The organism is Longilinea arvoryzae, from assembly GCF_001050235.1.
GTDB lineage: Bacteria > Chloroflexota > Anaerolineae > Anaerolineales > Anaerolineaceae > Longilinea > Longilinea arvoryzae.
Map to the genome: position 1 here is coordinate 3,444,854 of NZ_DF967972.1, position 17,094 is coordinate 3,461,947.

A 17,094-nucleotide genomic window follows, 5' to 3' on the forward strand; every position below is an offset into this window, starting at 1 on the left:
CTATGCACCTCCCAGGAGCGCCAGGATGTGATCGACGCCCGAAGAAATCATTGGCGCCATCAAACTTGGGAAAATGCCCAAAGCAATCATAATGACCGCCAGCAAGACTGTGGATAGTTTATCTTTGAGGGTGATATCCCCCACATTGGCCAGGGCCTCGGGAAGCTCGCCGAAGAAGACCCGCCGGACGACCAGCAGGATGTAGGCCGCGGTAATGAGCACGCCCAGGATGGCGATCACCGCCACGATCGGCTGCACCTGCCAGACCCCCATGAAAATCGGAAACTCGGCTACAAAGCCCGAAAAGCCCGGCATGCCCATTGAAACCAGACCGCCGATGATGAAACCGACGGCCGCAATGGGCATCTTGCGGACCAACCCGCCCAATTGGGAAATCTCGCGCGTGTGCGCCCGGTCGTAGACCATGCCGACGACAGAAAAGAAGAGAGCCGTCATCACACCGTGCGAGAACATCTGCATCCCGGCGCCAATCAAACCCTGGCGGTTCAACGTCGCGAAGCCGATCAGGACCAATCCCATGTGCGAAACCGACGAAAAGCCGATGACATACTTGAAGTCGGTCTGGATCAAGGCAATCAATGCGCCGTAAACGACATTGATCGTGGCCAGGATCATAATCGCCGTAGACCAGAAACGCGCGCCTTCCGGCAGGAGCATGAATGCTACACGCAACGCGGCGAATGCGCCCACCTTCATTTCAACGCCCGCCAACAGCATCGAGATGGCGGTCGGTGCGGCTACATGGCCGTCCGGCGCCCAACTGTGAAACGGAAAGATACCGCTCAAAATACCAAATCCGAGGAACACGAACGGGAACCACAGTCTTTGGAAAGCTACCGTGAAACCCGCGTTTTCCAGCGCGATCATATCGAAGGTGCGCATCCCGGAGCCAAAGTAGATGGCCAGCGCGCCGACCAGGGCGATCATCGAACCGACGAACAGGTAGAGGGTCAGTTTCATGCCGCCGTAGTTGCGCGTCTTGGGGTAGCCCCATAACACGATCATCAAATACTTGGGAAAAACGGCCAACTCGAAGAAGAAGAACAACATAAACAAATCGAGCGAGCAGAACACGCCCAGCACGCTGGCGCCCAGGAGCATCATGAAGGCGAAGAATTCACGCGGCCGGTCTTCCACACCCCACGAAACGAGTACGCCCGTGAAGAGCACCAGCCCGGCCAGCAGCACCATGGGCACACCAATGCCATCCACGCCGACATGATAAGAAATGCCCAGCGCAGGCACCCACGCGGCCTGCTCGATCAGTTGGTAGCCGCCCGCGGCCACATCGTAGCGGATGTACACGAACACGGCCAATAACAAAACCAGGCTGGCGGTACCCAGCGATATCCCTTTGATCAGGTTTTTACGCCCGGCAGGTAAGAATAACAGCAGGATGCCGGTGAGGACTGGAAGGAAGATCAAGACGCTCAGAATTGGAAACTGCATCAGGCACCTCTTATAACCACATTTGAACGGCCCGGTTGATTACGTTCAGGATCCAGGCCGGCCAGACGCCAATTCCCAGTATCAAGACCGAAAGCGGTGTGATGACCAGGATTTCACGGGTCGAGATCTCACTCAATTTCGCCCAACGTTCATTCAAAGGGCCGTGAAGGACCAGCTTGAGCGCCTTCAAAATATAGGCGCCGGTGAAAAACAGACCAACCAGGCCAAGCGCGGTTGCCAGGCCAAGGATGGGCCAGCTCCCTCGAACGACGAGGAACTCGGAGACGAATCCACCCAACCCGGGCAGTCCCAATGAAGCCATCGAGATAAACAGGAGCAGGGAACCGTACACCGGCATGCGCGCCCACAATCCGCCGAACTCGTTCAGGTCGCGGGTATGCGCCCGGTCGTAAATCACGCCCACCAGGAAGAACATGCCCGCAGCGCTGAGTCCGTGATTGAACATTTGCAGCACCGCGCCATTGACGGCAATCACCGAATCCGGCGTGTTGCCGGCCCGGGCCGCAGCCGCAATGCCCAACACCACAAATCCCATGTGGTTGATCGAGGAATAGGCCACCAGGCGTTTGAAATCCGTTTGGCCCCAGGCCGCCAGCGCGCCGGAGATGATGGCCGCTACCGCCAGGAACGCCAGCGCGCCTGAGTAAGTCTTCGCCTCCACCGGATAGAGCGGCAGGACCAGGCGCAGGAAGCCGTACGCGCCCAGTTTCAACAGCACGCCCGCCAGGATCATCGAACCCGCCGTGGGCGCCTCGGTATGCGCATCCGGCAGCCAGGTATGGACCGGCCAGACGGGTACCTTGACCGCGAAGGCAACCACGAACGCCCAGAAGGCGATCGTCTTGACGGTTGCGACGCTCAAGCCCAACGGCAGCGCGATCTCGGTGATCTTCGGCCATTGATCGAACAATACCGGCAAATCGAAGGTGCCCATCGTTACGCCGATCAACTGAGTTGCCAGCAGCAATCCCAATGACCCGCCGATGGTATAGAGCATGAACTTCAATGACGCGTAATTGCGATTGCTGCCGCCCCACTGGGCGATCAGGAAATACATCGGGACCAGGCCGACTTCCCAGAAGACGAAGAACAGCAGCAGATCCAGCGCCATGAAAACGCCCAGCATGCCCGTTTCCAACAACAGGAAAAGGATCATGTAGGGTTTGACGCGATCTTTAATGTTGAATGAAGCTAAAATCGCTAACGGCATCAACAACGTCGTCAGCAGGACCATGGTCAGCGATATGCCGTCCACGCCCACGTGGTAGGAAGCATTCAGCACGCCGTACCAGGCCGCCTGTTCGGTAAATTGAAAGCCGTTCTGCCCGGGAACGAATCTAAACCATACGATGAGCGCCAATCCAAACGAAATCAGGCTGGCGCCCAGCGCCCACCAGCGCAGCAGGACAGGCCGGTCCTTGGGCAGAAATAACATCAGGAATGCCGCCGCTGTGGGAACGAACAAAATCAGTGTCAACAGATGATTGAGAATGAAATCCATCCTTACCTCAGCTCCCTCCTGGCAGCTTCAAGCCTGGAAGACCAGGTAAAAGAAAACCAACCCGACCAGCACCAGCACGGAAATCGCGACGATCATATACTGCTGGATGCGTCCGGATTGGATCGGGCGCAGGTTTTCACCCAGTTCGCGCGTCCCCCGGGCGATTCCGTCGCCTCCGCCGTTGACCACCGGCAAATCGAAGCCGCGCCGCAGTCCCCCGCCCAGGATGACCCCCAGGCGGGCGATGGCGTGCAAAATACCGTCCAACAGACCTTTATCGACCCATTTGTAGACGAAGATCTCTGCGAACCATCTGGCGGGGTTGATCAAAACCGCCTGGTAGAACTCGTCGATGCCGTATTTATTTCTACACATTACAAATGCAGGTCCCAACGGTTCGGCCATCGGATCGGCCGCGTCTGCGCGCTCGATGTTGCGATAGACCAACCAGCCCAACAGCAGCCCCCCCAACGCCACGACCAGGGATGTGGCCAGCGGCACCAGACTGTTGCCCGCCGGCGCGGCTTCGCCGGCATTCACCATCGTCCCTACGAATTTCTCGAACCAGTTCGGCAGCACCCCTCCCAGCCCTGGGAAGGATTCGGGGATACCCACCCAACCCGCTGATACCGCGAACACCGCCAGCACCATCAACGGGCCGGTCATGGTCAGCGCAGTCTCTTGAGCGTGTTCAGCGGCCGCCGTACGCGGTTTGCCCAGGAAGGTCAGACTGATCTGGCGCATCGTATAGAAGGCGGTCAGCAATGCCGAGAGCGCCAGTACGCCAAAGATCAGGAGGTGTCCGCCGTTGAACGCGCCGGATAAGATCTCATCCTTCGACCAGAAACCGGCCGTCATCAGTGGGAAGCCCGATAATGCGAAACCGCCAATCAGGAAGGTCCAGAAGGTGCGCGGCATCCTCTTGCGCAGCCCGCCCATGTTGAACATGTTCTGCGGGTCTATGTGCTCACCCGTGTGAAATACGCCGTGTTCCATGCCGTGGATGACCGAACCCGACCCCAGGAAGAGCAGCGCCTTGAAGAAGGCATGCGTCACCAGGTGGAAGGTCGCAGCTGCGTAGGCCCCCACCCCCAGGGCGGCGATCATGTATCCGAGTTGAGAAATGGTCGAATAAGCCAGAACCCGCTTGATATCGTTCTGTGTCATGGCAATGGTTGCGGCAAACAGCGCCGTGAAGGAACCTACGGCTGCCAGTACCAGCATGGGCAGGGTCAACGCGCCGCCGGGCTCCCAGCCGGCAGAGATCAGCGGGAAGCAGCGGATGGCCAGGTAGACGCCGGCCGAAACCATGGTGGCGGCGTGAATCATCGCCGAGACCGGTGTCGGGCCTTCCATCGCATCCGGAAGCCAAACGTGCAGCGGGAACTGCGCGGATTTACCCACCACGCCCAGGAAGATCAACAAACCGATGAAACCGGCCCAGGAAAGGCCGAAAACCGGCGACATGGTGGTTGTCAGGATGTGCATCACGGCCGCGTTGCCGAAGATGTCCTGATAGCTCAATGTTCCGGTGAGCGAATACAACGCGCCCAGGCCAAGCATCATGAACATATCCCCGACGCGGGTGGTCATAAAGGCCTTGATGGCTGCTCGGCGCGCCGAATCTTTGGCGTACCAGAAGCCGATCAACAGGTAGGAACACAACCCCATGATTTCCCAGCCGATGAACAGCGTCAGCAGGTTGTCGCTGACGACCAGCAGATACATGCCAAAGGCAAACAGGCTGATCATTGCGAAGAAGCGCGCGTACATGGGTTCGATGGAACTGACCTTATGGCTGCCGTGGGCGTCGGTGACAGTGGCCCCGTGGGGCGGCAAACCCGGCACATCCCGGTCGCCTTTCGGCTGGCCGAAGTTATGATAACCGACGCTGTAAATAAAGATCATCAGGATCGTCCAGGCGACGAAGAACAAAGTCACTGCCGCCAGTGGATCGACCTGCACGCCAATTTTCAACCAGGTATCGCCGGTTGGAATCCAGTTCACCGCCAGGCGAATTGGATTTTGACTCAGTCCCTCGATGCCGATCACCCGGAAGAAAACCACCATACTCGCAAGCCAGGATAAACCTGCCCCGCCCAGCGCCAGCCCCGTGCTCAAGCCGTTGCGCCGGTTGGCGCCCAGCACAATTAGTGCAAAAGCGAACAAAGGCGGCAGTGGGATTAACCACAACATGAGTCCTGTACTCATTTCGATATCCCTGCCTCCCTTAACCTTTGAGCTCGGTCAGATCGCTGGCAATGATGTTCTGGCGGCGGCGATATGCGGAAATGATCAACGCCAGGCCGACGGCGGTTTCAGCCGCCGCCACCGCAAAAACGATCGCTGTAAAAACCAGCCCGCCCATCTGCGGTTCGTGCCGGATTTGAGAATAATAATGCCAGAATGTCAGTAAATTGATATTGGCGCTGTTCAACATTAATTCCACGCCCATCAATATGGCAACGGAGTTCTTTCGCGAAAGTACGCCGTACAGGCCGATGCAAAAAAGCGCGGCTGAAAAGATCAGGTACCAGGACATCGGGATCATGATCGGTTCCTCCGGACGTCGACGGTCAGGAAGATGGCAGCCACCAGCGCCGCCATCAATAATACCGAAGCCACCTCGAACGGGATGAGATATTTCATAGGATCGACCAGCGAGAGGCCGAACAATTGAATATCTTCACCATAAACGGTTGGAATCTCCAACAATTCGGTCTGCGCCCCACCCCAGGTCAGCAGCACGGCGGTAATGCCAAAGAACAATGCCAGCGAACCCACCAGGGCCAACCCCCAGCCACGGTTGGATTGTGAACCGGTGTCATCCATCGATTTTCGGGTCATCATCACGGCGAAGATGAACAACGTCGCGATGGCGCCAATATAAACCAGCACCTGCACTACCGCAAAGAAACCGCTTTGCAGGGTGGCGAACAGAATTGCGACGCCCAACAGGGCGAGAACCAACCATAGGGCTGCATGCATGATGCGGCGTGTAAAAACGACCATGCAGGCAGAACCCAGTGTAACTATCGCAGTGATCAGGAAAATGATTTGTAAAGCTGTCATCCTCACGCTCCAGAGCCAGGTTGCGAGAAGAAGTTTTCAGGCCGGGCGACCGGGCGTTCTTTCCCGCGTACATCCGGCCGCGGCCGCCGCGCCAGATGGCTGCGAACGACCGAGTCCGCCGCGAACAATAGGACGATGTTCAAAACAAACAGGATTCCACTGCGCAGCCAGGAATAGAGGCCAACCATGGCAAAGATTTTTTCCAGCAGCGCAGTGATGACCAGTAAGATCAATGTAACCGGTGTCAGCACCTTCCAGGTGAAATCCATCATCTGATCAATTCTGAAGCGCGGGAGAGAGGCCCGCTCGATGATGATGAGGAAATTCACCAGGCTGGTCTTCAACGTCAGGTAGATGAAACCCAACAGCGGAGACGTTTCGGCGCCCGGGCCGCGCCAGCCACCCAGAAAAATGATCGAGACCAGCATGGAGATAGTAAACGAATGTAAAAAGTCGGCCACGTAGAACATGCCGAACTTCAGGCCGGAATATTCGGTGTTGAAGCCGGCCACCAGTTCCGACTCCGCTTCGGTCAGATCGAACGGTGCGCGCCCCACTTCTGCGATCGATGTGATGAAGAAGATAAAAGCCGCCAGCGGAGCATACATGACATACCAGATGCTCTGGTTTTGTACGATGCGGGTCATGCTGAGCGATCCGGTGAGCATGACCGGAATAACCAGCGAAAGCACCAGGGGCACCTCATAAGAAATCAACTGCGCTGCCGCGCGAAAAGCACCCAGCAGTGCAAATTTATTGTTCGAACCCCAGCCTGCCAGGATGATGCCCATTTCACCCAGCGAGCCGACGGCGATGACATACAACAGGCCGACGTTCAGGTCCACCCCATAAACCGTCACAGCCAGCGGGATCACCGCCCACACCATCAAAACTGCGGCCACGGTCAGGATCGGCGCCAAATTGAAAGGAACCTTATCCGCACCGGTTGGGGTGATGTACTCCTTGGTGAAAATCTTCAGCATATCCGCAATCGATTGGAAAATTCCCCACGGCCCCAATCGATTCGGCCCGAAGCGATCTTGAACGCGGCCGATCAATTTGCGCTCCAACCAGATCAGGAACAACACAAACAGCAGCGCACCGGTCGTCAGGATGACGGCGCCGAGAGCGTAACCGATCGCCTGCGCAATCCCGGCTGGAATTCCAATGCCCGCCAGAAGGTGGATAAACCATTTTTCAAGGAAGAAATCCGGATCAGTCCAAAATGTCATTTTCCCTCCGCACCCGAAAGATCTAGTGCCACTCTAAAGCGCCCTTGCGCCAGGCATAAATCAGGCCGCCCAGGAGGATCAGAATAAAAACAATGGCTTCCAGCACGCCGAAAAGGGTCATCCGGTTGAAAGCAACCGCCCAAGGGTATAGAAATACGGTCTCAACGTCGAAAACCAGAAAGACCAGCGCGAACACGTAATATTGGGCTTTGAATTGAATCCACGATTCACCAACCGTCTCAATACCGCACTCATAGGTGGAATTTTTGATGGCGTTTGGTTTTTTGGGTGCCAGCAGACCGGCAATAAAAATTGCCGCCGCCGGCAAAAACAAAGACATCACCATGAAAATGCCGATATAGAGCCAATGACTTAACATAGCCGCTCCCGGAAGATTGATTATAAATTTGGGAAATTTTTCATTAATACGAGTAATTTAGTCTTTCTGATTTTATCAAGCGTGCCTCAAAAAGTAAAGCAAATTGGATTTTGAGTTATAAATTTGCCTTATTTATCCAATTAAACTTGTACATTTTTATGCATTCGAATGCTTCTTCGCCAGGCCGGAAATGCCTGCCCACACCAAAAAGTAAGCCCCCACTGCCAGGCTGACCCATGCAGCGATCTGAAAACCAGTGCCGGGAATTCCGAGAGGGGTGAAGTTCACAAAGGAGAGGGAATGCGCCAGGACCAGCACGCGCACCGGCGTGCTGCCCTGCGAATTGTGAAACAGCAGGTATAACCACAAAGTTCCCGGTTCGGTGGCGGTCTCCGAGCCGGTCAGGAACCAGACGAATTTGGCCGGATGGTCTACCGCCAGGTTCAGGTAGATGCTGCCCTGCGGACGAAAGTCCAGGTCCGGGTAAAGGATACTTCCTTCGACGCTGACGTCCATGCCGGCGAGCGGGGAGGAATTCGCGAGCAATTCCTTCTGCTGGAGGGTTAATCGCAAGGGCTCAGGTTCGCCCACCCGCAGGTTGGCCGGCAGGTCCAGTGCAACGGAATATCTTGCCGGCAAGGCGATCGTTCCATCGCTGTTCGCGAGGAGTTGATTTTGAGATGGACCCGTCGTGTCGATGAAACCGCGGTCTGCGATATCAAATTGTGAAAGTGAACGCCTGGCCGGCCAGCTATTGATCAGAAAGAACGCGACCGAGAGCAGGCAGAAAAACAGCCCGATCCATAACCGTAAACGCTTGATCATCCAGAATTCCTCGATTGAAAAGTCCGGGTAGTTCATGCCAGAACCCGGACTCTCCAAACCTGAGATCTATTCTCCAATCGTTTCTAGATATAGAGATCCCGTTTGTTATAAATCCAGTAAGCGGCCGCCACGCAAACGACGATAATGCCCGCCGAGAGGAGCAGATACAACCCATCCAGCTTGCCATTGCGGAAGAGCAAACCCGCATCGAAATACCGGAAAGGTGTGAAGTATTTGAGAAAATCCAGTTTTTCGTTCATCGTGGAAAAAATGGACATGAAATACGTCACCAGGATGATGCCCACCGCGGTCGACCCTGAGAATTTATACTGCTTCATGGCGCAACCCAGTAAAAGGCCTAAAGCCAAAAAGATCAACTCGATGACCAGCATGGCCTGCATTTCAAGCACCAGAAAATCGTAGAATGCCGGATCGGGGGTATACGAACGCACGCCCACCAACGATATCGCCCAGGTGATCAACACAAAGGCCACGCAGTTGATCAGGGCTGCAGCTGCTTTGGCCGTGATGACCCGGCTGCGGGATACGGGTAGAACGAGCGAGAATTCGACCGTCTTATCGCGCTCTTCCTTGGAAATGACTTCACTGCCCCACATGGCGGCTGCCATTGCGCCCATCAATCCAAAATAGATAAACATCAGTCCGTAGAAACCGCTCAATGTGGTCAGGTTGAAAGCGCGCATATTCAGAGCGTCCAATAAGGCCGGGGGCATGGAATCGAGCATGGCCAGCATATCCGGATTCCCGGCAAAAGCTGAAAATTTCGCCAGTGCAATCATGATCAACAGAACAATCACACCGCTCCAGATCAGCAACGATTTGAGGTTGGCTTTGAGTTCATGAAGAAAGATGTTCATCCTGCATCTCCTTACGACACGGCCGGAATATCCCGACGAATGTACAACCAGTAACTGGCCACAAGCGAAACCAGGGTGATCGCGACATTCAGCAACACCAATGGCGTGTCGAAGGCGCCGTTCTTGACGATGGAAGCCGCATCCAGGTGTTTGAAGGGGGTGATCAATTCCAGTGTGACCTCTCCAAATACGCCGCTAAATGCACTTAACACATAGGTGCCAAACCCCAATCCGAGAGAATACGGCGTCACGCTGCGCACGCGTTTGACCAGCAGTGAAATGACCAGCCCAACACTCAAGAAAAAGAGCTGGAAGAGGATGATGCTGGACAGAAGCAAGATCAGGGTAGACATTTCAAATTCGCGATCTTCGCGGAACATGGCAATCGCGATGAAGCTGCTTACCCATACGACCAGGTTGGTGATGGTCAGGCTGGTCAATGCGGCCAGCAGTTTGCTGGTCAGCACCTGCCAGCGGCTGACCGGTTTGCTGAGCAGGAAATCGGCCGTCAGTTCGCTCTCTTCGATCGAGACCAGCCCGAAACCGTAATTACCGGCCTGAATCGCCAGGCAGAGTTGGACGAACAGGAAGATGAAACTGTAAAAACCCAGAACCGTGGCCAGATCCATATTATCCATGCCGAAAGCGGCGCGCATTTCAGGCGGGAATTTGGCCAGCATCTGGTTCATCAATTCAGCCTGGTCGGCGAATACCGGAAAGAGGGAGAAGAAGAATATGACCATTGCCGCCACAGCCAGCGACCAGATGAGCACCGATTTCAAGCGAGTGCGAAACTCGTGTCTGTAGATGTTTGCGTTCATGGTCTGCGCCTATTCGTAGTAATGCATGAAGATTTCTTCCAGGGTCGGCTCCTCGATGGAAACATCGGTGACCTGGAGACTGCTGATCTTCTGTACCACGGCGTTGATATCGCCCTTGAAGAAGAAATGGAGCGTGCCGTTTTCTTTCTGCAAATGGGTCACACCCGGTAGATCGATGGATTCCGGGGTCAATCCGTCGGCTGTCACGCTTATTTTCTTGTAATTATTCTGCTGCAGGGTGCGGATGTTCGAGATTTCCACGATGCGGCCTTCGCGGATGATGCCCACCCGCGAACACAGGCGCTGGACTTCGCCGAGGATGTGGGAGGAAAAGAAGACAGTCACCCCGCGCGCGTTCTCCTCACGGATCAAATTGAAGAATTTGCGCTGCATGAGTGGATCGAGGCCGGAGGTCGGCTCATCCAGGAAAAGCAGTTTGGGGCTGTGGAGCAGGCCCTGAACGATGCCAACCTTCTTTTTATTTCCATAGGAGAGATCGCTGATGCGACGGTTCAACTCCAGTTCCATCGTTTCGGATAATTCGCGCATGCGTTGGGTGCAATCGCAATCGTAGAAGCTGGCGGAATACTTGAGCAGGTCGATGACCTTCATGTCCTGGTAATAAAAGACTTCAGAAGGCAGGTAACCGATGTCGCGGCGGATTTCAGGCCCGTGAGCGACGACATCCTTGCCAAAGACTCTGGCACTGCCGCTGGTCGGGTAGATGAGCGAAAGGAGCAGGCGAATGGTGGTCGATTTTCCAGCCCCGTTCGGTCCAATGAAACCGAAGATTTCACCCTCTTCTTCTGCGAAAGAGACATCGACGATGCCCCTCGATTTGCCATAGAACTTCGTCAGATGATTGACTTCGATAACGCTCATGGGAGTGCTCCTTCACGCCATAAAATGATGAAACCTCGCGAAAACGGGGTTGATCAATACGATGGACTACCGAAGCGAATTCGATCGAATTAAAATCGTATCTCGTATTATACAGTCATTGCAATGCGTCGATAAATATCAATCCGTTTACTTTCCTGCGAAACAGGCTTAACAGAACAGGCGGCCGTTGAAAGGATCAACAGCCGCCTGGAATTGTGGGAGTCAAAATCTGCTAGCCGATAAAGACCTCGACCTCTTCATCCTCATCTTCGGTGACATGGATATGGATGGGTTCGTCCGTCTTGAGCGCATCGTTGATCATCAGGATGGATTCCTGTTGTTCTCTCACATCCGCCGGCATGTAACGGCCAAACGTTTGAAAAACCCAGGGCAGAATACCCAGCGGCAGAGGAATGCTGATGGAAACCCGCTGGATGCGGTCGCCCTTCTTTTCCCGCACCCGCACGTGAACCCACTTCATATTCCAGAAGGCGTAAATGCCCAGCACGCCGATCAAAAACGGGATCCAGGACAACCAGAAACCCCAGCCAAAACCGGCGGAACGGTAAGCCTGGTAGATCCAGATGCCGGCAAAAGCCGTCAGGATCAGGAACAGTGTCAGGGGGATCCAGTTCCAACGCCGCCAGGCCTTCATTCTTTCCAGCTCGCGCGGATCCATCGGCGAGGGCTCCGGAGCCACGATTACTTCGGGGGTATCCTCCGGTTCAGAGTCGTGCGGCATCCGCACTTGCGGTCGAGCCGATGCCTGAGCATCCAGTTCTGCCAGCAAACGATTTCCCTCGTCCACGCTTAATTCACCGCTTGCCACCCGGTTGAGAATTTCGATCTTATCTGCGCTCATCCAATATCTCCTTCCAGTTCGTCTTTACGGCCGTTTCTATTTTACTGATTTTTACCCTCGAGCGTATCCAGGAGATGGATGGCCTCGTCAGCGGTGATTCTATGATCCTGCAGCATCTGCAAAATCATCTTTCGCTCCTCATCGCTCACCCGTCCCACCGTTCCTTGCGGGGGCGTGGATGGCGGCGTCGCAACCGGCGCGACCGGCGGAACAGGCGACGCGCCGGGAAAACCATCGAATCCCACCCGAATCCCGCGGCGGCGGTTTTGTTCTTCGACCCGGCGCATGGCTGCTTGAATGCGTTCCTCGACTTCGCGAGAAGCGATCTCCGCGCTGCGGGAGGCCCTCTCGACCACATCCTGAACCGTCTGGCTAATCGCGTCCACATCGACTTTCACTCCGCCAAATTCAAACGTACTCGAACCTTTGCGGGTTTCAGCGCTGCTGTCCGTGACCATTACATCACCGCCGGCCGTGATCTGAATGGGTGTCGTTCCTTCGCCCAGCGTAAAATCGAAGGTAAACATTTCAACCCGCTCATTCCATCCGCCCACGCGCATCAAAATATCACGCCCACCGCTGCTGATGTGCATCTTGGCGCTGGCCTGAATGGGTAAGTGCAGGTTGACATCCCCACCCGCGCTCAAATGGATCGGTTCGCCGGTCAGGGAATTCAGGCTGACGACCTGATCGCCGCCGGCCATGGCTTTGACCCCGCCCTGCTTGATGCGCAGGTTTAGATCGCCGCCGACCGTGATGGCCGAAATTTGAGCGGCCAGGTCCGCGCCGTTAAGGTCGCCGCCCACATTGGCGACCGAGAATTCGCCTTCGATCTTGCGCACATTACAATCTCCACCGACGGTGATCAACTGCAATGAGCCCAGGGATTCGGCGTCCAGGTCACCGCCCACATTGGTGATCTTGACCGCACCGGGAACGTGCTTGACAGCAGCATCCCCGCCCACGGCGGTCACATCCAGAGCAGCCGTTTTGTTGGCGTCCAGATCGCCGCCGATGGCATCGATGCGAGTTTCTCCGGTGCTGTCCAAGTCCAGATCACCCCCGATGCCGAGAATGGTCAGCAGGCCGGTCAAATCCTGGATGTCGGCGTCGCCTTCCACTTTGCGAATCCGGATCTGCATAACCTGAGGCACCGAAATCTTCAGGTTTGAAAAAGATTCGATGATCAATTTCTCGTCTACAGTCTTGACCGTTAAATCGCTTTCGCGGGGAACGGAAACCTCGACGCCGGGCTGATCCCAACCGCGCAATTCCAGATCGCGGTCGACTTTAAGTTCGATTTCTTTTTCGTTCGTAAGGGTTAGGGTTTGTGTGAACATAGGAATTCTCCTGAGCAAGCTAATATTTTCTACTAAAATTAGTATAGCGCAATATTTAACTTTGTCAATAGTTTTTTCAATATTATTTATATATTGTTTTATTTTATTTATTTCTAGCAATTATTACAGGCGCAACAAACGTCAGCCTCGATTTCGCCAAACTGGTGATAATCCACAATTCCACCCCGCCCGGCATGGTGATACACTATTTTTTGCAAGCTCATTCGGTTTCTGAAAATTTCCAAGGAGGATCGCATCGTGCGTTACCCACCCGAACCTTTTCGTATCAAGGTCGTCGAACCGATCAAATTGATCTCCCCCGAAGCGCGCCAGCAGGCCATGCAAGCTGCCGGGCATAATGTGTTTGCGCTGCGCGCCGAAGATGTCTTCATCGATCTGCTGACCGATTCCGGCACGGGCGCAATGAGCCAGGATCAGTGGGCGGCCATCATGCGTGGGGACGAATCCTACGCCGGTGCGCGCTCCTACTACAACCTCGCGGACGCAATGACCGAGATTTTTGGTTTCGAGCATTTCGTGCCCACCCACCAGGGACGCGCTGCGGAGAACATCCTCACCAGCCAGTTGGTCAAACCGGGCATGTTCGTGCCCTCCAATATGCACTTCGACACCACGGAAGGCAACATCATGGCCCGGGGCGGCCGGCCGACCAACCTGGTCATCGATGAAGCCTTCGACCCCACCAACCTCCACCCCTTCAAGGGGAATATGGATATTCAAAAGCTGCGCAACTTCATCCAGAAGGTCGGGCCGCAGAAAATTCCCTTCGGAGCCATCACCATCACCAACAATGCCGGCGGCGGGCAGCCCGTTTCGGTGGCCAACATCCGGGCTGTTTCCGAGACCTATCACGAATTTGGCATTCCCTTCTTCATCGACGCGTGCCGCTATGCCGAAAATGCCTATTTCATCAAGCTGCGCGAGCCAGGCTATGCGAACAAGAGCACGCTCGAAATCGCCCGCGAGATCTTCGCCCTGGCGGACGGCGCCTGGATGAGTGCCAAGAAAGACGGCATGGTCAACATCGGCGGCTTCCTGGCCATGCGCGACGGAGAGCTGTTCCAGAAGGTCTGCAACGAACTGATTCTGCGCGAAGGCTTCGTCACCTACGGCGGGTTGGCCGGCCGCGATTTGGACGCGCTGGCAGTCGGCCTGCGCGAAGGCCTGGACGAAAGTTACCTCGCGTATCGCATCGGACAGACCGGCTACCTGGGTGCGCGCTTGAAAGAGAATAACGTCCCCTGCATCGAACCTTCCGGCGGCCACGCCATCTTCCTGGATGCCGGCCGGCTTTTGCCGCACATCCCGCATGCCGAATTCCCCGGCCAATCCCTGGTCGCCAGCCTGTATCTGGCCGGCGGCATTCGCGGCGTGGAAATCGGTTCGGTCATGTTTGCGCATCCGGATCCGGATACCGGCAAAATCGTCTACCCGCAGCTCGAGATGGTGCGGCTGGCCATTCCGCGCCGGGTGTATACCCAGGCCCATATGGACTATGTCGCGGATGTGCTGGGCGAACTGGCGTTGAAGGCCAAAGAGCTTCGCGGTTACCGCTTCACCTACGCGCCCGAACTGCTGCGCCACTTTACCGCGCGATTCGAAACGCTATAAGGAGTCTTTCCATGAAATCCAGAATGCTGCACATTCTTTTGGCCGCTTCTTTGCTCCTGCTGGCCTTGACCGCCTGCCTGCCCGGCAAAGCCGTCAAGGGCGACGATCAAAAAGCAGTTCTGGCCTACGTCGAACCCATCGCCGATCGTATCTTCAACGGCATCGAGGGCAATGATTACGCTCTCTTCTCACAAGATTTCAATGAGACAATGATCAAGGGCATCGACGAAGCCTCCTTCCAACAGTTACGCGAATTGCTATCCACAAAAGTTGGCAGTTATCAAAGCCGCGAGGTGAGTAGCGTACGGGATGTCGACGGCACCCTGCTGGTGATCTACACCGCTGTCTACACGAATGCCAAACAGGTCGTCATCAATCTCAGCGTGACCGGCACTGAACCTCATCAGGTCACCGGGTTGTATTTCAATGCGCCCGAGCTGAAAAAGTAAGCTGTTTTTCGAAACGAACCAAAAAGGCTGATCCGAAGTATTATGGATCAGCCTTTTTTGATTCGTCTGGAGTTGGATTTATGGAATTGCGCCGCGCTCGATGCGTTTGGCCTCATCCCACAGGGTATCCATTTCGGCCAGAGTCATGCCATTCATGTCGCGCCCCATTTCACGGGCGCGCTTTTCGATGTGGGCAAAGCGGCTGCGGAAGCGCTGGTTGGCCTCGCGCAGGGCCGTCTCCGAATCCACCTTATGCCAGCGTACGTAATTCACCACGGCAAAGAGCAGATCGCCCAGTTCTTTGGCGCGGTGAGCATCATCTTCTGCCGTGCGCACTTCTTCCAGTTCTTCCATGACTTTTTCCAGCACAGGAGCCACCTCGGGCCAGTCGAAACCCACCCGCGCAGCGCGGTCCTGAAATTCCTGGGCCTGCGCCAGGGCGGGGAATTCGCTAGCAACGCCATCCAAAATGCCCTTGTGATCGGCTTCGCCGTTGGCTTCACGTTCGGCGGCTTTGAGTTTTTCCCAGTTCTGCAACACGTTCTTGACCCCATCCACCTGCACGTCCCCAAATACATGCGGGTGGCGGCGTACGATTTTACGGTTGATGCCCTGCAGGATATCCGTCATGCGGAATTCGCCGGCCTCATTGGCAATTTGAGCGTGCAGCACAATTTGCAATAACAGATCGCCAAACTCCTCGGTCATACCGGTCACATTGCCGGCGTCCAGGGCTGCCAGCGTTTCATAGCATTCCTCCAGCAGGCTCTTGCGCAGGGAATCGTGCGTCTGCTCGCGGTCCCACGGGCAACCGTCCGGCGCGCGCAGGCGGGCGATGACTTCCTGGAACGCCTCCATCGAGGTATCCACGCCCAGAATGGGAACATACACAGCCCTTATGCCTCCGGCCTGGCCCAACTCCGAAAGCCGCAAATTCTTACGCTCCAGGGTTCCTGGTGTGGATTCGGCCAGAGTTTGCAACTCGAAGGTTTCGGGATACGTCGAGAGCAGAACCGTTTGCAGGGTCGGCAGAATTTCATCTGTGAGATCCGTCAAAATAGCCGGCATCGAGGGCGGAAATGGCGGGAGGAGCAGTTTCTCCAGCGCCTTTCCGGCCAAAACGACCACACCCTCCCCAGGATTGCTCTGAAAGGCTTCCAGATACCGGTCGATCGAATTTCCTTGTTTCGTCATTCGCTGCACCCTTTTTGCTTTCTCTGCATCCAAACATTAATCGCTTACATTTATCCGAAAGGGAACCAAAATGTCAAATCAACTGGGATTCGAAGTCGCGATCCCCAAACCGCTCGATGAAGCCATCGAGACGATAACGGCATTATTGAAGACCGAAGGCTTTGGAATTTTAACGCGAATCGATGTCCGCGCAACCTTGAAAGAGAAAATTGGCGCCGATTTCAGGCCTTATGTCATCCTGGGCGCCTGCAACCCGACTCTGGCGCATAGCGCCCTGGAAATCGACGCCTGGTTGGGATTGCTGCTGCCCTGCAACGTGACAGTCGAATCGATCGATGATCGATCCAGTCTGGTGCGCATTGCCAACCCCGAATTGATGGCCACCTTTAGCCAATCGCCGGAAAAGCTGTCCGAAATCGTCAAGACTGCCACCCGGAAACTAAACAACGTCGTCAGTGCGCTTGCACTGGCTTAAGAAACGCTTTTATGGTTCGCAACAGCACTTGCCGCTGTCGCGAACCATAAAAGTTTCGTTC

The 17,094-nt window shown here is 55.4% G+C and carries 17 protein-coding genes; 3 read left to right on the forward strand and 14 right to left on the reverse strand.

Features of this window, described 5'->3' with window-relative positions; translation table 11 throughout:
• The 13 genes from LARV_RS15370 to LARV_RS15430 all read right to left on the reverse strand — a co-directional run bounded on the left by LARV_RS15370 (position 1) and on the right by LARV_RS15430 (position 13,283).
• Positions 1 to 1,470, reverse strand: coding sequence for a complex I subunit 4 family protein (locus tag LARV_RS15370; RefSeq protein ID WP_075074461.1), 1,470 nt, complete (start codon positions 1,468 to 1,470; stop codon positions 1 to 3).
• Positions 1,471 to 1,480: 10 nt separating this feature from the next.
• Positions 1,481 to 2,992, reverse strand: coding sequence for a complex I subunit 4 family protein (locus LARV_RS15375; protein WP_075074462.1), 1,512 nt, complete (start codon positions 2,990 to 2,992; stop codon positions 1,481 to 1,483).
• Positions 2,993 to 3,019: 27 nt separating this feature from the next.
• Entirely contained in the window at positions 3,020 to 5,203 is a 2,184-nt protein-coding gene (nuoL, locus tag LARV_RS15380) for an NADH-quinone oxidoreductase subunit L (protein WP_075074463.1), read from the reverse strand.
• Positions 5,204 to 5,222: 19 nt separating this feature from the next.
• A complete protein-coding gene (gene nuoK / locus LARV_RS15385) occupies positions 5,223 to 5,543 on the reverse strand; it encodes an NADH-quinone oxidoreductase subunit NuoK (protein ID WP_075074464.1) in 321 nt (106 codons plus the stop codon).
• Complete coding sequence (locus LARV_RS15390) at positions 5,540 to 6,064, reverse strand: NADH-quinone oxidoreductase subunit J family protein (RefSeq protein WP_075074465.1); 525 nt, start codon at positions 6,062 to 6,064, stop codon at positions 5,540 to 5,542. The genes nuoK and LARV_RS15390 overlap by 4 nt, the downstream gene beginning before the upstream one ends.
• Before the next feature lie 2 nt (positions 6,065 to 6,066).
• Positions 6,067 to 7,296 (reverse strand): NADH-quinone oxidoreductase subunit NuoH, encoded by a 1,230-nt coding sequence (nuoH, locus tag LARV_RS15395; RefSeq protein WP_075074466.1) that lies wholly within the window; start codon positions 7,294 to 7,296, stop codon positions 6,067 to 6,069.
• Positions 7,297 to 7,318: 22 nt separating this feature from the next.
• Complete coding sequence (locus LARV_RS15400; protein WP_075074467.1) at positions 7,319 to 7,675, reverse strand: NADH-quinone oxidoreductase subunit A; 357 nt, start codon at positions 7,673 to 7,675, stop codon at positions 7,319 to 7,321.
• A 156-nt stretch (positions 7,676 to 7,831) separates the two neighbouring features.
• Positions 7,832 to 8,500: a hypothetical protein gene (locus tag LARV_RS15405; protein ID WP_152031820.1), complete on the reverse strand. Its 669-nt coding sequence runs from the start codon at positions 8,498 to 8,500 to the stop codon at positions 7,832 to 7,834.
• Positions 8,501 to 8,583: 83 nt separating this feature from the next.
• Positions 8,584 to 9,378, reverse strand: coding sequence for an ABC transporter permease subunit (locus tag LARV_RS15410; protein WP_075074469.1), 795 nt, complete (start codon positions 9,376 to 9,378; stop codon positions 8,584 to 8,586).
• Positions 9,379 to 9,389: 11 nt separating this feature from the next.
• Positions 9,390 to 10,199 carry an ABC transporter permease subunit gene (locus tag LARV_RS15415; protein WP_075074470.1) on the reverse strand — a complete coding sequence of 270 codons (810 nt, stop codon included), beginning with the start codon at positions 10,197 to 10,199 and terminating at the stop codon, positions 9,390 to 9,392.
• A 9-nt stretch (positions 10,200 to 10,208) separates the two neighbouring features.
• Positions 10,209 to 11,081 (reverse strand): ABC transporter ATP-binding protein, encoded by an 873-nt coding sequence (locus LARV_RS15420; protein ID WP_075074471.1) that lies wholly within the window; start codon positions 11,079 to 11,081, stop codon positions 10,209 to 10,211.
• A gap of 232 nt (positions 11,082 to 11,313) precedes the next feature.
• Positions 11,314 to 11,943 (reverse strand): hypothetical protein, encoded by a 630-nt coding sequence (locus LARV_RS15425; protein ID WP_075074472.1) that lies wholly within the window; start codon positions 11,941 to 11,943, stop codon positions 11,314 to 11,316.
• Positions 11,944 to 11,984: 41 nt separating this feature from the next.
• Positions 11,985 to 13,283, reverse strand: coding sequence for an SHOCT-like domain-containing protein (locus LARV_RS15430; RefSeq protein WP_075074473.1), 1,299 nt, complete (start codon positions 13,281 to 13,283; stop codon positions 11,985 to 11,987).
• Between the two features lie 255 nt (positions 13,284 to 13,538).
• Between LARV_RS15430 and LARV_RS15435 the strand changes: the two genes are divergently transcribed.
• Both LARV_RS15435 and LARV_RS15440 read left to right on the forward strand, forming a co-directional pair.
• Positions 13,539 to 14,915: a tryptophanase gene (locus LARV_RS15435; protein ID WP_407936372.1), complete on the forward strand. Its 1,377-nt coding sequence runs from the start codon at positions 13,539 to 13,541 to the stop codon at positions 14,913 to 14,915.
• An 11-nt stretch (positions 14,916 to 14,926) separates the two neighbouring features.
• Entirely contained in the window at positions 14,927 to 15,364 is a 438-nt protein-coding gene (locus tag LARV_RS15440) for a hypothetical protein (protein WP_075074475.1), read from the forward strand.
• Between the two features lie 78 nt (positions 15,365 to 15,442).
• Here the strand turns inward: LARV_RS15440 and mazG are convergent, their stop codons facing one another.
• On the reverse strand, positions 15,443 to 16,558 hold the full coding sequence (mazG, locus tag LARV_RS15445; RefSeq protein WP_075074476.1) for a nucleoside triphosphate pyrophosphohydrolase: 1,116 nt from the start codon (positions 16,556 to 16,558) through the stop codon (positions 15,443 to 15,445).
• Positions 16,559 to 16,628: 70 nt separating this feature from the next.
• On the opposite strand from mazG, the gene LARV_RS15450 reads away from it, so the two are divergent.
• A complete protein-coding gene (locus LARV_RS15450; protein WP_075074477.1) occupies positions 16,629 to 17,033 on the forward strand; it encodes a DUF302 domain-containing protein in 405 nt (134 codons plus the stop codon).
• The last annotated feature ends 61 nt before the right edge of the window (positions 17,034 to 17,094 follow it).